The sequence below is a fragment of the Flavobacterium frigidarium DSM 17623 genome (assembly GCF_000425505.1).
Lineage (GTDB): Bacteria > Bacteroidota > Bacteroidia > Flavobacteriales > Flavobacteriaceae > Flavobacterium > Flavobacterium frigidarium.
Genome location: NZ_KE384392.1, coordinates 218,238 through 239,163, shown reverse-complemented (window position 1 = coordinate 239,163; position 20,926 = coordinate 218,238). Strand labels below are relative to the sequence as shown.

Below are 20,926 nucleotides of genomic sequence, written 5' to 3'. Positions count from 1 at the left end.
TACTTAAGATACTTTATAATAATGAGTTTTAGAAATATTCTTAATGACAGTCTCGTTAATTTAGATAATTGCGATGACGAACCTATACATATACCGGGATCAATTCAGCCACACGGTTTTTTACTTGCAATTGATTCAAGCTCTTTTACAATAACAGTTTGTAGCGCAAATTGCGAACAGTTTATTGGTATAACTTACGAGCAAGCTTTAGGTAAAGAGCTTTCTCAATTATTTGATGCTTCAATTTTAGAATTTTTAGAGGAAATTAAATCAGAACAAACGGATCAAGTTAAAACGATCAATTACAAACTCAACGAAACCGATTTCATCATTAGCGCACACAAAAGCGACAACGAAATTGTAATGGAGTTCGAACCTTTAAATACGCAATTTGACGAAAAAAATTCCCTGTACAATTCCTCTAAAAAATTATTATCATACATTGAAAACACCAATACTTTACTAGATCTTGCTGATGTAGTTGCATTAGCAATTAAAGAAATTACAAAGTTTGATCGTGTGCTCGTTTACCGTTTTGATAAAGATTATAATGGAGAGGTAATTGCTGAGAGTAAGGAGCCTCACTTAGACCCTTATTTAGGTTTACACTACCCTCACACAGATATCCCTGCGCAAGCTAGAGAATTATATTTGCGCAATCAATTGCGTATTATTGGGGACGTAGATTACATTCCCGTTCCGCTTTTTAAATTAGACACAGAACAAAACAGCCGTTTAGATTTGAGCTTGTCTGTGCTGCGTAGTGTATCGCCCATCCATATTGAGTATTTAAAAAATATGAAAGTAGGCAGTACATTAACGATTTCGTTAATTCATAAAAATAGGTTGTGGGGAATGATTACTTGTCATCACTCTAAACCAAAGTATTTAAGTGAAGAAATCAAATCAGCAGTAAAATTGCACGGTCATTTTATTACTTCGCAAATTGATGGCAGATTATTGAATGAAGAATTTGAAATTGCACGAAGTACTTCGGACGCATTAAACAACTTAATTGGAAAGAAATTAGATTTAGATAGAAAAGATATCCAACAACTGGTTGCCAATGAAACCGTTATGGATTTATGCAATAGTGTGGGTTTTACTGCAATAATCGCCGATGAATTTTATGGTGTGGGCAACACTCCGTCCGAAGAAAACACAAAGCGTTTGGCCTTGTTTTTATCTGAATTTGTTAAAGGAGATCACTTTGAAACCGATTCTTTACTTTCGATCAGTAAAGACCTTGCTTTTATATCTTCAAATTTTCCAGGAATAAATTATTATTCGTTAAATAATGAGAGCGATTGTATTATTTGGTATCGTGAGGAATCGATTAAAAATATCTTTTGGGGAGGTGACCCTACGATAAGTAACGACAGCACTGAACGCTTGACACCTCGTAAATCGTTTGCTAAATATGCTGATTCTATTAAAAACCAAAGTAGTATTTGGCTAAAAGCCGAACTAAGTGCTACAAATAGTTTTCATAACTTTTTACAAATAAACTTGCGTACAATACTGTTATTGGAGGAAAAAGAAAATCAAAGACGTTTGCATACCATTCTAAGAGATACTAACGCAGAGTTAGAAAACATCAATTGGATTAGTACACACGATCTGCAAGAGCCTTTGCGTAAAATAAGAATGATGGCATCTGTGCTTGTAGGAGGTAACGAGCTTAAAACACTTCCTGAAGACGTTCAAAATAAGATTTTGAAGATGCAAAGTTCAGCCGAACGCATGCAAAACTTAATTACGGATATATTAAAATACACTAAAACCGGTGCTCAAAACTCAAATTTTGAATGTATTGATTTGAACTTTTTGTTTGCCGAGTTGAACAAGGAAGAGTTGATCGATAGTTTTGACTCAAACGAAGCTACTTTAATCGTTGAAGAATTACCTACAATCAAGGGAGTTCCGTTTTTATTAAAACAATTGCTTTCAAATCTAATTAATAATTCGATTAAATTTAAAAGTCCGCTACGTGATTTAGAAGTTAGGATAAGCGATAAAACAGAAACTTTAAATAGTTATGGAAAACGCTATCACATTATAGAAGTCGCTGACAACGGAATTGGACTTGACAATGAGTATAAAGAGAAAATCTTCAAAATATTTTCTCGCTTAAATGATAAGGAAGAGTACGGCGGTTCAGGAATTGGACTTGCTTTATGTAAAAAGATAATGACCAAGCACGATGGTTTTGTCACTGCAGAAGGAATACTGGGTGAAGGTGTAAAAATACACCTCTATTTCCCTATAAACTAAGTTGTAACCAATCTTCTAGTGCTTTAAATGTGTTTTGTGCCGCATTTAAAGCACTATTTTCATCTATATCAATTGCTTTTTCTTCGATCGAAAGCTTGAATTGTTTCCACATTTCCATGGTATTCTCACCATATGAAAGAAAATAATTTATTTGTGAATCTGTCAATGTTGGCAGTTGCTTTTTTAACATTGTAGCAATAAATTGCCCTCCTAAAGTAGAACCTTCGATAACATATAAAACGCCCACGGCCTCAGAAACAGAAGCAATTGTATCAGGATATCTATTTGCAGTGGTAATAGCTACGCTGTGATTTAAGTTTACCAAATCAGTATGTAAATTGGCAACATGAACCCTTTTACTAATATCAGGCAGTAGCGTTTGATCAATAATACTGTGCACCTTTTTCTCTAACTCAAAATAGAATCCGTAAAGCTGAAAAAGTAAGTTTGCATATTCCTCTTGTGAAGAGAGATTTTTAAGTTTATGGACTAATACTTTCTCAACACTACTGTGATTAACTTTTGTGGCAATTTTTAAATGATCTAACAAGGACGCTTTTTTATGATTTATAAGAAACAAAAGTAAACTATTAGCTTAGATAATTGATAATTGTAGATGTTAATCAATACTAAAAATTAGTAATCAATAAAAAAGGATTACAATTAAAATTATTACATTTACCGCAATGAAATTAATATAACTATTATATTAATAAATAAATTTATAAGTATGCAACAAATTCCTAGTGTTGACTTACGTGATTTCCTGTCGGATGATCCGGCACGTAAACAAAAATTTGTAAATGAAATCGGAAGTGCTTTTGAAGAAATTGGCTTCGTAGCGCTTAAAGGTCATTTTTTAAATGATCAATTAGTAGAGGAACTGTATGGTGAAATTAGAAATTTTTTCTCTTTACCTTTAGAAACAAAACGTAGTTATGAGATTCCAGGAATTGGAGGACAACGTGGTTATGTATCTTTTGGAACAGAACATGCAAAAGGAAGAAAAGAAGGAGATTTGAAAGAATTTTGGCATTTCGGTCAGTATGTGAGCGAAGATTCAAAATATGCTTCAGAATATCCTGAAAATGTGCAAGTGAAGGAACTGCCTAAATTTAACGCTGTTGGTAAGGAAGCTTATCAGATGCTTGAAAAAACGGGAGTTTATGTTTTAAGAGCGTTGGCTTTGCGTTTAGGATTAGACGAATTCTACTTTGACAATTATGTCAAAGATGGAAATTCTATTCTAAGACCTATTCACTACCCTCCTATTACATCTGAACCTGCAAATGCAATTCGTGCTGCTGCTCACGGTGATATCAATTTGATCACTTTGTTAATGGGAGCACAAGGAAAAGGGTTACAAGTTCAAAACCATGAAGGTGAATGGATTGATGCCATCGCTGAATCGGACGAGCTAGTAATTAATGTGGGAGATATGTTATCTCGCCACACAAATAATAAATTGAAATCTACAATTCATCAAGTGGTTAATCCGCCAAGAGAATTATGGGGTACTTCAAGATATTCCGTTCCATTTTTTATGCACCCAGTAAGCGATATGCCACTAAATTGTTTGGAAAACTGTATTGATGCAGAAAACCCAAAACAATTTGAAGACATTACTTCAGGTGAATATTTGTATGAACGTTTAGTAGATTTAGGTTTAATAAAAAAATAATTCCTAATTTTACTACTAGTAATAAAAGACATTGAGTTTACTTAATGTCTTTTTTCTTTTTGATCACTATCGTTAAATTACGAATACTTGTAGAGGTGAGAAAATTGAACGCGGATAACACGGATTTAAACGGGTTTACGCTGATTGATTGTAAATTGAAGCATTTTATTAATTCAGTTCTATATTTATGAGTAGTATTTTACATCGTGAGTTAACGAAATCCATATTGCAACATTTTTACGATGTTTATAATGCACTAGGGTATGGATTTCTTGAAAGAGTATATCAAAATGCCTTATATTATGAACTAAAAGAAAATGGATTTAAGGTGGAAGCTCAGAAAAAGATCAAGGTATACTATAAAAATATTGAAGTGGGAGAATATTTTGCAGATATAATCGTAAATGATTTAATAATTTTAGAACTGAAAGCACAAGATTATTTAGTTGAGGAGAACGAATTTCAATTAATAAATTATTTAAAATCTACAGAATGTGAAGTCGGTTTGCTTTTGAATTTTGGAAAAAAACCTGAATTCATTAGAAAAGTATTTCAGAATAATATTAAACGAATAGTATAAACAAAAACTAATATAAAAAATCTGTGAATATTCGCTTAAACCTGCGTCATCCGCATGCCATTCAAAGGTAGTAAAATGATATAAAATAGATTAGCGCTCATTTTAAAGAGGAGAAAAAAAATAAAAACACAGTATAATAAAACTAAAAAAATCCGTGAATATTCGCTTAAACCCGCGTCATCCGCGTGCCAATAAAACGAAATAAAACGGTATATAATAGATTAGTATCCATTATTAAAGTAGAGAAACAAATATAAAATGGATGACCACTTGCTTAAATTTACGTCATCCGCGTGCATTTATAGCAGAATAAAATGTCACAAAAAATTCAAGTTATGGACTTAGCAGACCAATTAAAAAACCTTTTCCCTGATCACGAGCCACTTCCCGAAGAAAAAGCTGAAGAAGTGCCTCATGAATTATACGTTCAAAAAGAGCCTATGATTTGTAAGTTCGAAAAAAGAAAAGGCAAAGCAACCACTATTATTGAAGGTTATGAAGGAAGCGACGAAGACTTTAAAATCTTAGCCAAAGAAATCAAGACCAAATTAAGTGTTGGTGGTACTTTCAAAGATGATTCAATTATTATTCAAGGTGATTACCGCGACAAAATAATGGAAATATTGAAACTAAAAGGATTCAAAGTAAAACGTGTAGGTGGATAATCCCCTCATAGCCTCCCCGAAGGGGAGAAACTAAAACGGTATAAATAAAATCAATCTAAATCTGGCACTAACTCCCTCTCCTTTGGAAAGGGCTAGGGTGAGGAAAAAACAAAAATTAAATGATACAATCATCAGAATTAATATTAAATCCAGACGGAAGTGTTTACCACTTAAACTTAAAACCCGAAAACATTGCACACGACATCATCTTTGTAGGTGATCAAAATCGTGTGGAAAAAATTACGCAATTCTTTGACAGCGTAGAGTTTTCGACTCAAAAAAGAGAGTTCAAAACGCAAACTGGGATGTTCAAAGGAAAAAGAATCACGGTAATGTCAACCGGAATTGGTCCTGATAATATTGATATTGTCGTTAACGAACTAGACGCATTAGTTAATATTGACTTAGAAACGCGCCAACCTAAAAAAGAGTTGACAAGCCTAAATATCATTCGTATAGGGACTTCAGGTTCGCTTCACGCTGATATTCCTGTTGATAGTTTTGTAATGTCTAAATTTGGACTAGGACTTGACAACATGCTGCGTTCGTACTTAATTGACGAAGTTTCAAATGAGAAAATCGAAGACGCATTTGTAAGTCATACTAATTGGGACATTCGCAAAGGAAAGCCGTATGTAATTGCTTGCTCTGAGAAGTTAGAAAAAGTTATCGAAAGCGACAAAATGCACAAAGGAATCACCGCTACAGCTGGAGGATTTTACGGACCACAAGGACGTGTCTTGCGTTTGAATATTCAAGATGAAAAACTGAATTCTAAAATGGATAACTTCACATTCGAAAATAATAGAATCACCAATCTAGAGATGGAAACGGCTGCGATATATGGACTTTCAGCGCTTTTAGGGCATCATGCTTTATCGTTAAATGCTATTATTGCAAACCGTGCTTCAGGGACTTTCAGCGCTGATCCTTACAAAGCTGTTGATGCTTTAATTGCGTACACATTAGATAAATTGGCCGCTAACTAAAATTTTTAGGAGCTAATTCCTGCTGTCCGCTGTATTCCCGATTTAGAAAAACTACAGCTTAAAAAAGCCTTGTTTTTCTAAATCGGGAGATGCCGCTCCTATCAGGGCTAAAAAACAAATAGCATGAGCATCACCATTCAGACAGAACGATTACTTTTAAGAGAAATTCTCGACAGCGATCTAGAAGGAATGTTTGCATTAGATAATAATCCTAATGTGCACAAATATCTGGGTAAAAATCCTATTCTTATTATTGATCAAAGCCAGGAATACATTAACAACATCCAGAAGCAATACGTAGAGAACGGCATTGGTAGGTATGCTGTTATTCTTAAAGAAACTGGTCAGTTTATAGGATGGTGCGGCATAAAATACATCACAGAATCTGAAAATGGTCACGTGAATTTTTTCGAAATTGGCTATCGGTTTATTGAAGCGTTTTGGGGCAAAGGATATGGATATGAATCGGCCAAAGCTTGGTTAGATTATGGTTTCAACAGCATGAAAATTAATACGATATATGCTTCAGCACATGTTGATAATAAAGGTTCGCGCCATATTCTTGAGAAATTAGGGATGCAAACAAAAAATGAATTCGAATGGAACAAGCTTCCGTGTATTTGGTATGAATTAAATAATAGCAATAAATAATGACTACAATAAAAATAGCTGGAGTACCAGAACATTTTAATTTACCGTGGCATTTAGCCCTTGAAAATAATGAATTTGAGCAGCAAAACATCAATTTACAATGGACTGACGTTCCTGAAGGAACTGGAAAAATGTGCCAAATGTTGCGATCAGGAGAAACCGACATCGCCGTTATTTTAACCGAGGGAATTGTCAAAGATATTGTCGCAGGAAATCCATCAAGGATAGTTCAGGTATATGTAGATTCACCTTTGATTTGGGGAATTCATGTAGCTGCAAATTCGAGTTATGTAACTATTGCGGATTTAAAACTTAAAAAAGCGGCTATTTCACGACTTGGTTCAGGATCACAATTAATGGCTTATGTCAATGCTGGAAATGAAAATTGGAACACCGCAAATTTAGAATTTGAAATAGTAAATACCATCGATGGCGCCGTCGAATCATTAACTGCTGGAACTGCAGATTATTTTATGTGGGAACGTTTCATGACCAAGCCATTGGTAGATAAAGGAATCTTTAGACGCGTTGGCGACTGCCCTACTCCATGGCCTTGTTTTGTTATTGCTGTACGTGAGGAAGTTTTAGAAAAACAACCTGAAATTATCACAGCTATATTAAGTGTTATCAATAATAAGACTGCAAACTTTAAAACTATCGCAAATATTGATCAAATTTTAGCTGATAGGTACCATCAAAAAACGACTGATATTCAAGAATGGCTTTCATTAACGGAGTGGTCGCAAAAACCATTGGCTAAAAATTTGTTAAACAATGTCCAAAATCAGTTATTTGATCTCAAAATCATTGATAAAATAGGTACTTTTGAGGAAATTGTAAAAACGTTGTAACTTTTACTTTTTCGAAATTGCAAGATGGATATTAAAAACTTTTCTTTTCAAGATATAAAACAGAAACTCAGGGTTCAAAAGCCTTGGGATGATGTGATTATTTTTATTTTGAATATTTTAATAGCCGTACCTGTATTCATCATCGCACACCAAAACTTGATTGAGCTAAATTGGGACTTCAACTTAGACCGTATTTTGCTATTCATACTTTTGATAACTGTTATTCAGCTTATTCTAAGATTGTTGCGAACGATTATTATCATATGCATCATTATCTATATTTTATTGCTTTTTTACGGTACCGTTTTTGGAAACTATGGATTCAATAGTGTCTATGAAGATTATGATTCAATGATTTATACTATGTCAGACAATCCTTATCCTCAAGATATTATAATTTCGAAACTACTTCCATTTCCCAATAAGTCTAAGATTCTAACTTCGATTGAATATAAAAATCCTAAAGTGCGAAATTTTGCTATCATGGCAACTAGCAAAAACTTTAAGGATGTAAAAGGATATTCTGAATACCGAACTATAATTCAATGTTTTGCTGTTTTCAAAGAAATTAATAACCGCTGGAATTACGTAAACGACCCTAAGGATGGGGATTATATCGCAACAGCTAGTGAATCGCTGGATTACTTCTCTGGAGATTGTGATGATCACTCTATATTAATGGCCGCAGCCGTGCGTGCTATTGGTGGTACACCACGACTAATTCATACAAAAGGGCACATCTACCCCGAAATCTTAATTGGATCCATGAATGATCTAGAAACTGTGAACTATTTAATTAAAAATGTACTTTTTGTAAATGAAAGTGGAAACAAACAGTTGCATTACCATATTGACGAGCGTGATCAAGTATGGTTGAATTTAGATTATACAGCTCATTATCCGGGAGGTCCGTTTTTATCTGAGGAAATTCTAGGAGCTTTGACATTAAATTAATTTTTACAAAGCATTTTTTCAGGAGCTATTTCCAGCTATTCGCTATATCTTTTCATTTTTTAAAGAAAAAAATAAAAAGGATATCGCTGCTATCTGGGCTAAGTGTCTTGTATTAAATCACAATTTAGATTTATTTATAGACCTTAGATGGCAAGCTATTTGTAACAAAAAAATGATATTACGTTTACTTTTTATTAATTCATATTAACTACTTTTACTACAAATAAGTTAAAATGAAAATGCGATTTTGCTTGCTTTTATTGTTTACATCGCTCTCTTTTCAGGCACAAGAACTCCATGGCCTTAAAAATCCTATTCTAAACCGAAAAAATGAGCTTAGAATTGATTTTGGAAAAATAATACTAAATCCCAAATTACAACTCACCTACGAATATTTTATAAAAAACAGACTTTCGGTTGGGGTAAGTGCTATGTTTATAAACGATCAAGAAAAAACGTATAATAGTTTTCAAGGTGAAAGAAAATATCAAATTGATCCATTTGTTCGTTATTCCTTTTCAAATAATAATAGGAGTCTATTTTATGCCGAATTTTTCAGCTCAATTAATGGCGGATCTAATGATAAAATAGCACGATTGAATAACGTAAACTATGGCTATTATGACAGGATAGAATACCAATATATTGATGTTGCTATAGGTAGTTCAATAGGTTATAAAGTTTATATTGCGCACCGCTTTCCTATTAATTTAAATTTAGGATTAGGTTTCAATTTGTTTAATAACTCAAGCCCTGCTGGTTTATCAAGAGTAAGCTTTAGTACAGGATATCGTTTTTAATAAATAATTATAATGAAAAAAATTTTAAACTACGTTACCGCTTTTTTATCCTTAATAGTTTTATCTAGCTGTGGAGAGCCAGATGAAATTTTAATGGGATCAAAAACTATTACAATTGATAATGCAATTCAAATTGAGGCTAAAAGTAGTTATCAATTAAACGATGTATTGTATGTAAACGCTACATTTTCTAGATATTTACAAGAAAAAGGCTTTGATACTCTTTTAGATATTTATAAATCTACAAGTTCAGACGAATATTATTTTAATTTTTATTTAGAAAAGAAATCGGCTTACGGTACATGGAGTACTATTGATTTAGGAGAGAATTTAATTCTAGAAAAAGGAAAATTGAACAATTATTATGGTAATTCAGCTTTGTGTATACTTGATCAAGTAACTAATTTGTATGAATTCAGGGTAGGTATTCCATTACTTGAAAAAGGAACTTATCGATTAAACATATCTAATACTATTTCTCCCTCATATGCAAACAATTCATTTATAGCAGTGAATATAGAAACTACTATAAAGGATGTTGATGAAAATGGTAATTTTAATTTTTCAATTGACTAGATAAATTTAAAACGGTCAATTTTAATACTAAAAACTAAATAATGTAGTAATCCTTAGAAGGTACAATGGCTTCAATTTTTTTATTATCAATTTCAGCTAAGGTATTTTCGATATTATTTGCCATAGCATCAAGCGCTAGATCGTTATCTTCTATTCCAAAAGGATCTTCTAATTCATCAGCTATTGCCTCTAATGCAACAAAGGTATACGCTATAAAAACAATTACTAGAGGACTAAGCCATTCCATTGAACCAACAAATCCAAAGGGAAGTAAAAAGCAATAAATGTAAACGGTGCGATGTAGTAAAATGCTGTAGGTATATGGTATTGGTGTGCTTGCTATACGCTCACATCCACCTATAATATCTGAAAGTTTATTAAGGTTAGTATCAACATTGGCTTGTGTTATAGAGTCTAAGCGGCCTTCCATTTTTGCATTATTGATCCATAACCCTAACTCATTAAGCAACATTATAGGTTTGTAAATCTTATTTCTATATTTATTAAGATCATCAGGAGAAAGTAAGCGTTTAAAATCTTCTTCTGTATCTGTATTTCTCAATTGATGTTTCAATGCAAATACTACAGCTGTCAACAATTTAATAAATCTTGATCGTTCCGCAGTATAATTTGATCCCTCTACAAGCGTATGAACTTGTCTTGCTAGAGAACGGGTATCATTAAGCAACGCACCCCATAATTTTCTACCTTCCCAAAAACGGTCGTAACTTACCGTATTTCTAAATCCAAAAAAAATAGCTAAAGCTATTCCAAATAGTGTGAAAATAGCTGGGTTAATTGCCAACTGATAGGTTAATAATTCTTCTCTAAAATATACAACAATGCAGGAGTAAATAAAAATTATGAGTAATCTTGGAAGCAGTTTAGGTAAAACAGAACCGTTCCATTCAAATAACATTCCAAACCAATGAGTTTTCTTTTTTATAATCATATCGATAGTGTAGTTCTAATTATTTGTATTATCGCTTAACTAAATTAATTACCAAACTCGAAAAACTGCAATAAGCAGAATAAAGTCTAAATTTTGGACTTTATTCTGCTTAAAGTTTCTTGAGAAATATTTATATAAGAAGCGACTATTTTATTAGGTAATCGCTTAACTATATCAGGATTAATTTGAAATAATTGTTGGTACCTTTCACCAGCATCCAAAGTGCTAAATGATAGTAATCGCTTTGAATTGTTTACGTAAGCTTTTTCCAAGTATAAATTGTAAAAATCTTTCCATGCGGGTACCACCTCCATCAATTTTCTAAAATCTTGATGCGATATCTTTAGTAGTTCAGAGTCTTCAACAGCTTGAATTGTTTCTTGTGCTGGCTCCTTAGTTATAAAACTCACTAGCGCTGTGGCAAATTGATTTTCAAAGGCAATGTATCTCGTCCGTTCTTTTCCTTCTGGGTTAATGTAGAAAATTCTGAGACATCCCTTTTTCACAAAGTAATTACACTGACTCACTTTCCCCTCTTCGAGTAAAATTTCGTTCTTGCGCACTTTAATATTTTGAAAGCAAGAAAGAATTTGGTCTAAGTCCTCCTCATTAATTTTAATATTCTTATGTAAATAAAGAGCAAGCTCTTGGTGTATGTTCATTTAGTTATAATCTCTCACAAATTTACGATATTCAATGATATCTTCAATTGATAAAACCGTAAAATTGTGTTGATCAGCAAAGGCAATAATCTGTGTTGTGGTTGCCATCGTACCATCTGGATTCATCAATTCGCATAAAACTGCTTCAGGTTGTAAATTAGCCAATTTCATTAAATCTACACTTCCCTCAGTATGCCCTTTTCTTTCTAGAACACCATTGTCTCTAGCTCGCAATGGAAATATATGTCCAGGTTTAGATAAATCAGCGCTACTTGCACTTGCATGACTAGCTGCTTGAATGGTGCGCAAACGATCAGCTGCAGAAACACCTGTTGTTACTCCAGTTTTTGCTTCGATAGTAATTGTGAATGGTGTTTGAAAACTACTAGTATTCTCTTTAACCATATACGGTAATTCTAGCTGATCAGCTTTATCGTTATTCAAGCAAAGACAAACAATGCCACTGCATTCTCTAATCATCAATGCCATGCTTTCAACTGACATATTGTGAGCCGAGTAAATTAAATCTCCCTCATTTTCTCTATTTTTATCATCGATTAAAAGGACTCCTTTTCCTTGTTGAAGTTGGCTCAACGCTTTGTTAACGCGTTCTTCACTTGTATATCCAAATTTTATTAACGGATGTGTTTCTGTAGCTATCATTGTATTTTTTATTGTTTAATTATCAAATACAAATTTAGAATTGTTAGCAATCAATTTGTTTGACTTAGGTCAAATAATGACGGCTGTGTATTTATTAGATAAAAAAGGGTAACTAGTAGCTTAGAACAAATTGAAATATGTTCCTTGAGAATCGTTGTGAAATAGTGGGTTTCATTTTAATCGCGGTAATTATGTTAATACGTTCGATCTAATTAATTAAAGTTTAAAAGTGATTTTAATCGAAATCTCTGTTACTTTTGTCAAATGTTAGAAATTCTTTACCAAGACGATTATATTGTAGCGATCAATAAACCTAGTGGTTTGCTGGTTCATAAATCTTTTTACGCACGAGATGCCACCGTGTACGCTATTCAAGAATTACGAAATCAAATTGGTGGTCAACATGTCTATCCAGTGCATCGTTTAGACCGAAAAACATCTGGAGTTTTATTATTTGCTTTGAATAAGGAAGCTTTAAAGATTATGAATGACCGCTTTGCTGCACGCGAAGTCGAAAAAAAGTATCTGGCTATTTTGCGCGGTTGGACAGTTGATGAATTAACTATTGATTACGATCTAATAAATGACGATGAAATTAAGCAAAATGCTATTACTTATTTTCATCGTTTGCAAAGTGTCGAAATTGATTTAGAATTCAATAATAAACCAACTTCCAGATATTGTTTGGTTGAAGCTATTCCAGAAACGGGACGCATGCACCAACTTAGAAAACATTTCAAACATATTTTCCATCCTATTTTAGGAAGTCGTCCACATGGTTGTAACAAACAAAATAAATTATGGCTGGAGAATTATGACGTAAAGGGAATGATGCTTCATGCGCACCAATTAATTTTTAATCATCCTGTGACAAACGAACGATTAACTTTGAATGCAAAGATTAACGAAGAGTTCAACAAAGTGGGATCTATTTTGAATCTAGATTTAAGGAAGTATCAATAGCATTGTTAGTTATATAAATATTCGCTGTGTCTTTTAAGATAGTTGTTGTAGCGATCTATTTCCCAATTGTCTTTATTTAATCGAATAAAAAAAATTAGCTAATCCTACTAATTTCAACACTATAGTAGCATTCTAAAAGCATATACTTTTAGAATCTCTTACAATTTTACTAGAATTTTGAACAAAAAAAAACTCCAACATTTCTGTTGAAGTTTTGTGGGCGATGAGGGGTTCGAACCCCCGACCCCCTCGGTGTAAACGAGGTGCTCTGAACCAGCTGAGCTAATCGCCCTAGTCTTTAACATTTCATGAACCGTGTCGTTCCTTATTGCTGGTGCAAAGATACACCTAGATTTGAGATATACAAGGGTTTTTTAAAAATCTTATTAAAGGATCTAATACATTTTTACAAAAAATTTGGACAAAAAAAAACTCCAACATTTCTGTTGAAGTTTTGTGGGCGATGAGGGGTTCGAACCCCCGACCCCCTCGGTGTAAACGAGGTGCTCTGAACCAGCTGAGCTAATCGCCCTAATCTTTAGCTTTTCACGAAACGTTTTGTTCGTTATTGCTGGTGCAAAGATACATCTAGAATTGGTATTTACAAGCGTTTTTAAAAAATATTTTCATAAAAATTGTACTCTTTTTTCTTCTATCCTCACACACAAATACTTAATAAAAAAGATAGTGAATATTATTTTTTTGTAATGATTCGCTATAGTGGTACATTTGCATCATAAACAAATTATAATGGCAAGGTACAAGGAAAATGATTTACCGAAAGCGAAATTAAATTCGAATTCACTACAAAAAGCATTACGCATTTTTAAATATGCTAAAAACCACAAATGGAAATTTTTCGTTGGTTTAGTTTTTTTACTATTAACAAGTGCTACTGCCCTAGCCTTTCCCAAATTGATGGGAATGCTCGTTGACTGTGTCACTAATAAAGATCTTGATAAAGCAAACAATGTTGCACTGGGTTTAATGGGGATTTTAGTGCTTCAAGCTATCTTTTCATTTTTCCGTATTTCACTTTTTGTGAATTTCACAGAGAATGCGTTATCGAATATTCGATTTGCACTTTATGAGAATTTGATAAAGCTGCCTATGAACTTTTTCTCTCAAAAACGTGTGGGAGAATTAAATAGTAGAATTAGTGCTGATATCTCGCAACTGCAAGACACTTTCACTACTACAATAGCCGAATTTTTACGTCAGTTTATTTTAATCGTAGGAGGATTTATCATCTTAGCTAGTATTTCGCCAAAACTTACTTTAATGATGCTTTGTATTGTTCCAATAGTAGCAGTTGGTGCTGTATTATTTGGTCGATTTATTCGAAAATACGGAAAGAAAACACAAGACAAAGTAGCAGAAAGTCAGGTAATCGTTGAAGAAACTTTGCAAGGAATTACTAATGTGAAAGCTTTTGCCAATGAATGGTACGAACTACAGCGTTATAAAAATAAGATTAACGAAATAGTTAAAATTGCAATCAAAGGAGGTCAATACCGTGGCTACTTTGCTTCATTTATTATATTATGCCTTTTTGGTTGTGTTGTTGCCGTTGTCTGGTATGGAATTACATTGACTATTAAAGGTGAGGTTGAAGGTGTGGGAGATTTAATCTCGTTCATATTGTATACCACTTTTATTGGTGCTTCTTTTGGGGGAATTGCCGAAATGTATGCACAAATCCAAAAAGCCGTTGGAGCCACTGAGCGAGTTTTTGAATTATTAGACGAGGTTCCTGAAGCTATTTCTACAAATCCAAGTTCTAAAAATATAGAAAAATTAAATGGAACCGTTCGATTTGAAAACGTTGCTTTCAACTACCCTACGCGTAAAGAAATTGCTGTATTAAAAGACGTTAATTTTGACGTGGCTTTCGGTCAGAAAATTGCATTAGTTGGACCGAGTGGTGCTGGTAAATCGACTATTGCATCCTTGTTACTTCGTTTTTATGATATCGAAAAAGGAACTATCACCATCGACGGTAAAAACATTTACGATTACGACTTAGAAACTTTAAGAGGAAATATGAGTATTGTTCCTCAGGATGTCATATTATTTGGGGGAACAATTAAAGAAAACATTGCTTATGGGAAACCATTAGCTACTGATGACGAAATTTTTGCAGCAGCAAAGCAAGCCAACGCATTAGACTTTATTCAAGGATTTCCTGAAGCATTTGAAACTATCGTTGGAGAACGCGGAATCAAATTATCAGGTGGACAACGCCAACGTATTGCGATCGCCCGAGCGTTATTGAAAAATCCTAGTATCTTAATTTTAGACGAAGCAACTTCGTCATTAGACAGCGAGAGTGAAAAGTTAGTTCAAGAGGCACTAGAGATTTTGATGAAAGGACGTACAAGCATCATCATTGCACACCGTCTTTCAACGATTAGAAGCGCTGATCAAATTCTTGTTTTAGATAATGGAATAGTATCTGAGAAAGGAACGCACCAAGAGCTTATCGCTTTAGAAAACGGAAAATATAAAAACTTAAGTAACTTACAATTCACTGAATATTAAGATGGCCAAACTAACCACTAAACTGAACAGAATAAGCAGCTGTTTGTTACTACTAGTATTACAGAGTTTTACAGCAGAATCTCAAGAAAAGAAAAATCCTTTTACAGTAAACTTATCTGAAGATGGGTCTAGATATATTAAGTTTGGTGCCAACTTACAGCTTTGGGGACGATATACCGATTTGAATCCGCAGAGTAAAGTAGGTGAAAATGTCGTTGCTACAACTACTGATATTGTGATAAGAAGGCTGCGTATTCAAGCTAGTGGGATGCTGACAGAGAATATTTTCTTTCATTTACAATTGGGACAAAATAATATCAACTTTACTCAAAATTCTGGACCAAGCAATGCACCCCTATCAATTATGGATGCCATTGGCGAGTACCGCTTTAACAATAAACTTCATGTAGGTGGAGGATTGACAGCTTGGGGAGCTGGAACAACGCGCTACTCTGCAAATAGTTCTGCTTCACAATTAACTCTTGATGCGCCGTTGTATCAACAAAATATCAATCCTTCAGCAACATTTGGAAATAGAAATTTAAGTATTTATGTTAAGGGTATTATTGATCGCTTTAGCTACCGTGTTGCCATTACTAATCCCTATCGTTATGCTACTTCAAGTTTGAATGCAAATACTACGATAAGCACGCAAACGCCACACGCACAATATGCAGGAATACTAACTTATTCATTGGCTGATATAGAATCAAACAACGAACCATATAATAAAGGAACTTATTTAGGAACTAAGAAAATTTTCAATATTGGCGTGGGTTATTTAACACAATCAAAAGCAATGTGGAGGACAAATCCTGCTGATGCCTCAAAACCTATTAGTACAGATATGAATATTCTAGGTATAGATGTTTTTTATGACAAACCAGTGAGTTTAAAGGGAGCTGCATTAACTGTTTATGCAGCTTACAATAACTTAAACTACGGCCCAAATTACATTCGAAGCATAGCAACACCCAATCCAGCCATTGCAGATGGTACATTAATAAACGGTTCAGGTAACGGATTTATAGGTGTAGGAACTGGAAGTATATATTATGCCCAATTAGGGTATTTGTTACCAAAAGGTGCAAATACTACTGCAAAAGGTCGCTTGCAAGCCTATGTTGCATCTCAAATAGCTGATCTAGAAATTCTAGAAACTCCTATGAGTATGTATGAACTGGGTGCTAACTATTATTTGACTGGAAATTTAGGACCTAAATTAAGTTTGGGGTATCAGAATAGAGCGTTATTCGAAAATAATGGGGAGAAATATACACAAAGCGATCGAAAAGGAATGGCAATGCTACAACTACAAGTTTCTTTCTAGAAATAAGATTATTCTAAAATGAAAAGAGGTCCCGTTAAATCAAACGGGACCTCTTTCTATGTAATGTAATTGTTATGATTGCTTTTTACGACGCTTGCGTTCTTTTTTCAACATTTCTAGTTCACGACTTGTTTGTCCTGCAACTGAGGTGTTTTCTTCTGCACGCCTAATTAGGTATGGCATCACATCCTTTACGGGGCCGAATGGCAAATATTTAGCCACATTGTAACCCTCTCTAGCTAGATTATAGCTGATGTTGTCACTCATTCCGTATAATTGTCCAAACCAGATATGCTGGTTATCTGGAGCAATCGCTTTAGCTTTCATAAGGTCCATCAACTTATACGTGCTTTCCTCATTGTGAGTTCCAGCAAATATTGACAGACGGTCTAGATGCTCCAACATGTATTTTACAGTAGTATCATAATTGATATCAGTGGCTGCTTTAGATTCACATATAGGTGTAGCATATCCTTTTTCAATTGCGCGTGCATTTTCTTTTTCCATGTAGGCACCACGAACAATTTTCATTCCCACGTAAAAATTTTCTTGTTCAGCAATTTGATGTATTTTCTTTAAATAATCCAATCGATCCCAACGATATAATTGCAATGTGTTAAATACAATCGCTTTTTCTTTATTGTATTTGCGCATCATATTAGTGACAATTTCATCTGCTGCATCTTGCATCCAGCTTTCTTCACCATCAATTAATAGAGCTACATCTCTTTCATGTCCGCGCTTGCAAACTTGTTCGAAACGGTCTAAAACGCGATCCCACTCTGCTTGTTCAAGCGTTGTAAAAATTTCGTTATTACCTTTTTTTTCATACAATTCAAAACGCCCTAAACCAGTAGGTTTGAAAACAGCAAAAGGGATGGCCATTCTTTCCTTAGCAAACTCTATTGTTTTTAAAGTCATTTTAAGAGCAGCATCAAATTGATCTTCCTCTTCTTTACCTTCAACAGAGTAATCTAAAACCGAAGACACTCCTTTTGTATACATTTTATCTACTACAGAAAGGCAGTCTTCTTCATTAACCCCTCCACAAAAATGATCAAAGACCGTTGCTCTAATTAATCCCTCCACTGGCAAATGTGCCTTAAGAGCAAAGTTAGTTACCGCTGTTCCTATTCGAACAAGTGGTTGGTTTGCAATCATCTTAAACAGAAAATAAGCGCGATCTAATTCAGTATCACTCTTTAATGAAAATGCAACTTGGGTGTTGTCAAACAATTTTTCCATATACTGGTTTTTTTACGCAAATATAGATATAGTTCCATATCAATGTTATGAATATGATAAAAAATATCTTTCAAACTCTACTATTTAATAATTTTTAACAAAAAAAGTTTCTTGGGAAAAATAATTGATAAATTTGTTAAAATTTTAATTTAAACTACCAATGGCAAAAAAGAATAGCGCAGCAGGAAATATATTAAATAGTAATCAAGCGCCTACTGATAATAAAAGTTATTTTGATGTTGTAGCAATGCTGCTCATTTTTAGCATTATGCTAATTGACTTTTTCCCCCAATTTGGAAGTTCAGAAATTATTGCCCCACAATATCTATATTTATCCTTGATTAATATTGCTTGCGGATTATTTATCTATAAAAATCCTGAACTGTTGTCAAGCTCTTTGCTGGCGAAGTTTAAAACAAGTTTGCTTACTAAATCGTATGTACTTTTTCTTGGTCTTTGCACCCTATCGATATTTTTTGCTAACAACTTTTCTTTGGCTCTCGTCAGTTTGGTACAATTATTTGTTGTAGGCTGCCTGGCCTTTAATATTGCCGTGTTTTTAAACAATAGACTGTACCTGATCTATAATATCGCACTGCTTATAAGTGCATTTGTTTTAATTGAAGGACTAGTTGCATTGAATAGTTTTTTTGCTATTGTTCAATCCGAGAGCATACTAGCTGCATTGGCACAGCTAAGAGGTAATACTGGTAACATCAATATATTTGCAGCCAGTTTAACGGGTCGCATACCGTTTTTACTTCTAGCTATATTACATTTTAAAGATTGGAGAAAATGGGTAGTTATATTCAGTTTGTTTTTGACTTCTTTTTTAGTTCTGCTTACTGCTTCTAGAGCTTCGTATATTGCTATATTTTTAATTTTTGTAACTTTTGTAGTGCTGCAATTCATACAGAAATCAGAGCGTTCTCAAAAGTTGCGTATCCTTGCGACTGTACTACTGCCTTTACTATTAGCATTTACAGCCTCTAGCTATATGTTTTCTAAGAGTGAAGATACGGGTCGATTTGCCTCTGTAACGAGCAGAGTGGCTGCTATAAATCCAATAAATAGTACGGATGGTTCAGTAAACATTCGATTAAAATACTGGGAGAATGCCCTAACTATAGCCAGTGAAAATCCCATTTTCGGAGTTGGATTAGGAAACTGGAAAGTAGAATCGTTGCCTTTTGAAAAAGAAATTAGTAGTAGATTAGTTGTGTCTAACCATCCTCATAATGACTTTTTAGAAATCGCTGCAGAAACAGGTTATTTAAACTTTATTGTCTATTTAAGCATTTTTATTATTGCACTAATAATTAATATAAATCGCCTTCGAAAAAATGACAATGAGCTCAGTCAAACAATTGCTTTTATCAGCTTACTATTACTGCTAGCTTATGGTATTGATGCGATTTTCAACTTTCCATTGTATCGTGCTACCATGCAGCTTAATTTCATCTTTATAATAGTATTGTCTGTAATAAATACTGTAGATGTTGACATTTTAGCACCAAATAAAAATCATAAACTAACTGCGGGTATACTTGTTGCATTAGGGATATTTACTAGCTATTTCTCGTATGCTACTTTTAAAAGTTTTCAGTTTGAAAATGATACAATTATTGATCTTGCACAAGTTGATAGCCCTCGTAAATACACGTACACTGATATTGTAAATAGAATACCAAGATTTCCTAACGTAGCAAATAATTCGCAACCCTACATTGAAGTTGCTGCTATCTATGCTTTGAACGAAAAGAGGTACGAACAAGCCTTAAACTACTTCAACCAATCAGAGAAAATTAATCCCTATACTGGAAGATCATCATTTTATAAATACCGTTTATATAAGGAAACGCAAAAACTAGACAGCGCTGCATTTTATGCTCGCAAAGCATTTGACACTCGTCCTCGCAATGAAGATTACTACCTATCTGCACTTGTAGTAGAGGCTAATGCAAAAGACACAACAGCTATATTAAAGATTCACAATCGTTATACTCAGTATGTAAAAGATCCTAGCGTGTGGATAAATACATCAAGCGCACTTGCACAATCGCGATACCCTAACAATTATATTTTGAAATTTATAGATACTGGTTTAGCATTATTTCCTACTGATAGTACTTTAATCAACAGAAAAAAATCATTCGAAAAAGATGCAATTTTAGCTAAAAAAATAGTTAATGTTACCACTGTAAGTGCAACTGCTATAATGAAAGCAAATATGTATGCTGCAAAGTCAGATTTTAAATCGGCTTTAAAATTTTACAAACAAGCTGCAATTGAGGACCCAAATAACATCATAATAACACAGAATATTGGAATTTGTTATTTTAAGACAAATCAGTTTAAATCAGCTATTATTTATTTGGAAAAAGCCTTAAATTCGCCTCAGTTAACAGATGGCAAGACAGAATTTATTCTTGGGGCAAGTTATCTAAACACAAATAATAAAGAGAAAGGTTGCAAATATCTTATTCTAGCCGAAAATAAAAACTATCCTGAAGCTGCAAAAATCGTAGCACAATATTGTAATTAACTTA

Annotated in this window: 19 protein-coding genes and 2 tRNA genes; 14 read left to right on the top strand and 7 right to left on the bottom strand. The window is 33.6% G+C overall.

Annotated features, from left to right (window positions below; all coding sequences use genetic code 11):
- Positions 1 to 21 precede the first annotated feature (21 nt).
- Positions 22 to 2,274 carry an ATP-binding protein gene (locus H603_RS0113835; protein WP_026709171.1) on the top strand — a complete coding sequence of 751 codons (2,253 nt, stop codon included), beginning with the start codon at positions 22 to 24 and terminating at the stop codon, positions 2,272 to 2,274.
- On the opposite strand, the gene H603_RS0113830 is transcribed toward H603_RS0113835, so the two are convergent.
- Positions 2,264 to 2,824, bottom strand: a complete 561-nt coding sequence (locus H603_RS0113830) for a biliverdin-producing heme oxygenase (RefSeq protein WP_026709170.1) — start codon at positions 2,822 to 2,824, stop codon at positions 2,264 to 2,266. The two genes, H603_RS0113835 and H603_RS0113830, sit on opposite strands and share 11 nt — an antisense overlap.
- A gap of 180 nt (positions 2,825 to 3,004) precedes the next feature.
- Between H603_RS0113830 and H603_RS0113825 the strand changes: the two genes are divergently transcribed.
- The 9 genes from H603_RS0113825 (at position 3,005) to H603_RS0113785 (ending at position 10,021) form a co-directional block, all read left to right on the top strand.
- Positions 3,005 to 3,955 carry an isopenicillin N synthase family dioxygenase gene (locus H603_RS0113825; RefSeq protein WP_026709169.1) on the top strand — a complete coding sequence of 317 codons (951 nt, stop codon included), beginning with the start codon at positions 3,005 to 3,007 and terminating at the stop codon, positions 3,953 to 3,955.
- Between the two features lie 187 nt (positions 3,956 to 4,142).
- A complete protein-coding gene (locus tag H603_RS0113820; protein WP_026709168.1) occupies positions 4,143 to 4,535 on the top strand; it encodes a GxxExxY protein in 393 nt (130 codons plus the stop codon).
- A gap of 335 nt (positions 4,536 to 4,870) precedes the next feature.
- Positions 4,871 to 5,200 (top strand): translation initiation factor, encoded by a 330-nt coding sequence (locus tag H603_RS0113815; RefSeq protein ID WP_026709167.1) that lies wholly within the window; start codon positions 4,871 to 4,873, stop codon positions 5,198 to 5,200.
- A 119-nt stretch (positions 5,201 to 5,319) separates the two neighbouring features.
- Positions 5,320 to 6,189, top strand: coding sequence for a nucleoside phosphorylase (locus H603_RS0113810; RefSeq protein ID WP_026709166.1), 870 nt, complete (start codon positions 5,320 to 5,322; stop codon positions 6,187 to 6,189).
- 123 nt (positions 6,190 to 6,312) lie between these two features.
- Positions 6,313 to 6,840, top strand: a complete 528-nt coding sequence (locus tag H603_RS0113805) for a GNAT family N-acetyltransferase (protein ID WP_026709165.1) — start codon at positions 6,313 to 6,315, stop codon at positions 6,838 to 6,840.
- Complete coding sequence (locus tag H603_RS0113800) at positions 6,840 to 7,691, top strand: substrate-binding domain-containing protein (protein ID WP_026709164.1); 852 nt, start codon at positions 6,840 to 6,842, stop codon at positions 7,689 to 7,691. Before H603_RS0113805 ends, H603_RS0113800 begins: the two co-directional genes overlap by 1 nt.
- A 24-nt stretch (positions 7,692 to 7,715) precedes the next feature.
- Positions 7,716 to 8,645, top strand: a complete 930-nt coding sequence (locus H603_RS0113795) for a hypothetical protein (protein WP_026709163.1) — start codon at positions 7,716 to 7,718, stop codon at positions 8,643 to 8,645.
- A 233-nt stretch (positions 8,646 to 8,878) separates the two neighbouring features.
- Complete coding sequence (locus H603_RS0113790; protein ID WP_026709162.1) at positions 8,879 to 9,445, top strand: DUF3575 domain-containing protein; 567 nt, start codon at positions 8,879 to 8,881, stop codon at positions 9,443 to 9,445.
- Positions 9,446 to 9,457: 12 nt separating this feature from the next.
- Positions 9,458 to 10,021, top strand: coding sequence for a hypothetical protein (locus tag H603_RS0113785; protein WP_026709161.1), 564 nt, complete (start codon positions 9,458 to 9,460; stop codon positions 10,019 to 10,021).
- A 34-nt stretch (positions 10,022 to 10,055) separates the two neighbouring features.
- On the opposite strand, the gene H603_RS0113780 is transcribed toward H603_RS0113785, so the two are convergent.
- From H603_RS0113780 to ribB, 3 genes are all read right to left on the bottom strand, one after another.
- Positions 10,056 to 10,973: a bestrophin family protein gene (locus tag H603_RS0113780; RefSeq protein ID WP_026709160.1), complete on the bottom strand. Its 918-nt coding sequence runs from the start codon at positions 10,971 to 10,973 to the stop codon at positions 10,056 to 10,058.
- A gap of 86 nt (positions 10,974 to 11,059) precedes the next feature.
- Positions 11,060 to 11,635, bottom strand: a complete 576-nt coding sequence (locus tag H603_RS0113775; RefSeq protein ID WP_035676091.1) for a Crp/Fnr family transcriptional regulator — start codon at positions 11,633 to 11,635, stop codon at positions 11,060 to 11,062.
- Positions 11,636 to 12,298, bottom strand: coding sequence for a 3,4-dihydroxy-2-butanone-4-phosphate synthase (ribB, locus tag H603_RS0113770; RefSeq protein ID WP_035676089.1), 663 nt, complete (start codon positions 12,296 to 12,298; stop codon positions 11,636 to 11,638).
- 264 nt (positions 12,299 to 12,562) lie between these two features.
- Between ribB and H603_RS0113765 the strand changes: the two genes are divergently transcribed.
- The gene (locus H603_RS0113765) at positions 12,563 to 13,261 is read left to right on the top strand and encodes a pseudouridine synthase (RefSeq protein WP_026709157.1); all 699 of its coding nucleotides are present in this window, start codon (positions 12,563 to 12,565) and stop codon (positions 13,259 to 13,261) included.
- Between the two features lie 217 nt (positions 13,262 to 13,478).
- Here H603_RS0113765 and H603_RS0113760 read toward each other — a convergent pair.
- Both H603_RS0113760 and H603_RS0113755 read right to left on the bottom strand, forming a co-directional pair.
- Positions 13,479 to 13,553 (bottom strand) — tRNA-Val (locus tag H603_RS0113760).
- Positions 13,554 to 13,718: 165 nt separating this feature from the next.
- A tRNA-Val gene (locus tag H603_RS0113755) sits at positions 13,719 to 13,793 on the bottom strand.
- Positions 13,794 to 14,011: 218 nt separating this feature from the next.
- Here H603_RS0113755 and H603_RS0113750 point away from each other — a divergent pair.
- Together H603_RS0113750 and H603_RS16885 are read left to right on the top strand one after the other, a co-directional pair.
- The gene (locus H603_RS0113750) at positions 14,012 to 15,802 is read left to right on the top strand and encodes an ABC transporter ATP-binding protein (RefSeq protein ID WP_026709156.1); all 1,791 of its coding nucleotides are present in this window, start codon (positions 14,012 to 14,014) and stop codon (positions 15,800 to 15,802) included.
- Between the two features lie 43 nt (positions 15,803 to 15,845).
- Positions 15,846 to 17,132 carry a porin gene (locus H603_RS16885; protein WP_169628301.1) on the top strand — a complete coding sequence of 429 codons (1,287 nt, stop codon included), beginning with the start codon at positions 15,846 to 15,848 and terminating at the stop codon, positions 17,130 to 17,132.
- 72 nt (positions 17,133 to 17,204) lie between these two features.
- Here the strand turns inward: H603_RS16885 and H603_RS0113740 are convergent, their stop codons facing one another.
- A complete protein-coding gene (locus tag H603_RS0113740; protein WP_026709155.1) occupies positions 17,205 to 18,377 on the bottom strand; it encodes a proline dehydrogenase family protein in 1,173 nt (390 codons plus the stop codon).
- 160 nt (positions 18,378 to 18,537) lie between these two features.
- On the opposite strand from H603_RS0113740, the gene H603_RS0113735 reads away from it, so the two are divergent.
- The gene (locus H603_RS0113735) at positions 18,538 to 20,922 is read left to right on the top strand and encodes an O-antigen ligase family protein (RefSeq protein ID WP_026709154.1); all 2,385 of its coding nucleotides are present in this window, start codon (positions 18,538 to 18,540) and stop codon (positions 20,920 to 20,922) included.
- Positions 20,923 to 20,926: the final 4 nt, after the last annotated feature.

What these genes read in the sequence shown, in the direction of transcription:
- H603_RS0113825 (WP_026709169.1), top strand. Translation starts at nt 3,005, where the DNA reads ATGCAACAAATTCCTAGTGTTGACTTACGTGATTTCCTGTCGGATGAT.
- H603_RS0113735 (WP_026709154.1), top strand. Translation starts at nt 18,538, where the DNA reads ATGGCAAAAAAGAATAGCGCAGCAGGAAATATATTAAATAGTAATCAA.
- H603_RS0113795 (WP_026709163.1), top strand. Translation starts at nt 7,716, where the DNA reads ATGGATATTAAAAACTTTTCTTTTCAAGATATAAAACAGAAACTCAGG.
- H603_RS0113765 (WP_026709157.1), top strand. Translation starts at nt 12,563, where the DNA reads ATGTTAGAAATTCTTTACCAAGACGATTATATTGTAGCGATCAATAAA.
- H603_RS0113775 (WP_035676091.1), bottom strand. Translation starts at nt 11,635, where the DNA reads ATGAACATACACCAAGAGCTTGCTCTTTATTTACATAAGAATATTAAA.
- H603_RS0113790 (WP_026709162.1), top strand. Translation starts at nt 8,879, where the DNA reads ATGAAAATGCGATTTTGCTTGCTTTTATTGTTTACATCGCTCTCTTTT.
- H603_RS0113815 (WP_026709167.1), top strand. Translation starts at nt 4,871, where the DNA reads ATGGACTTAGCAGACCAATTAAAAAACCTTTTCCCTGATCACGAGCCA.
- H603_RS0113805 (WP_026709165.1), top strand. Translation starts at nt 6,313, where the DNA reads ATGAGCATCACCATTCAGACAGAACGATTACTTTTAAGAGAAATTCTC.
- H603_RS0113740 (WP_026709155.1), bottom strand. Translation starts at nt 18,377, where the DNA reads ATGGAAAAATTGTTTGACAACACCCAAGTTGCATTTTCATTAAAGAGT.
- H603_RS0113820 (WP_026709168.1), top strand. Translation starts at nt 4,143, where the DNA reads ATGAGTAGTATTTTACATCGTGAGTTAACGAAATCCATATTGCAACAT.
- H603_RS0113800 (WP_026709164.1), top strand. Translation starts at nt 6,840, where the DNA reads ATGACTACAATAAAAATAGCTGGAGTACCAGAACATTTTAATTTACCG.
- H603_RS0113785 (WP_026709161.1), top strand. Translation starts at nt 9,458, where the DNA reads ATGAAAAAAATTTTAAACTACGTTACCGCTTTTTTATCCTTAATAGTT.
- H603_RS0113750 (WP_026709156.1), top strand. Translation starts at nt 14,012, where the DNA reads ATGGCAAGGTACAAGGAAAATGATTTACCGAAAGCGAAATTAAATTCG.
- ribB (WP_035676089.1), bottom strand. Translation starts at nt 12,298, where the DNA reads ATGATAGCTACAGAAACACATCCGTTAATAAAATTTGGATATACAAGT.
- H603_RS0113810 (WP_026709166.1), top strand. Translation starts at nt 5,320, where the DNA reads ATGATACAATCATCAGAATTAATATTAAATCCAGACGGAAGTGTTTAC.
- H603_RS0113835 (WP_026709171.1), top strand. Translation starts at nt 22, where the DNA reads ATGAGTTTTAGAAATATTCTTAATGACAGTCTCGTTAATTTAGATAAT.
- H603_RS0113780 (WP_026709160.1), bottom strand. Translation starts at nt 10,973, where the DNA reads ATGATTATAAAAAAGAAAACTCATTGGTTTGGAATGTTATTTGAATGG.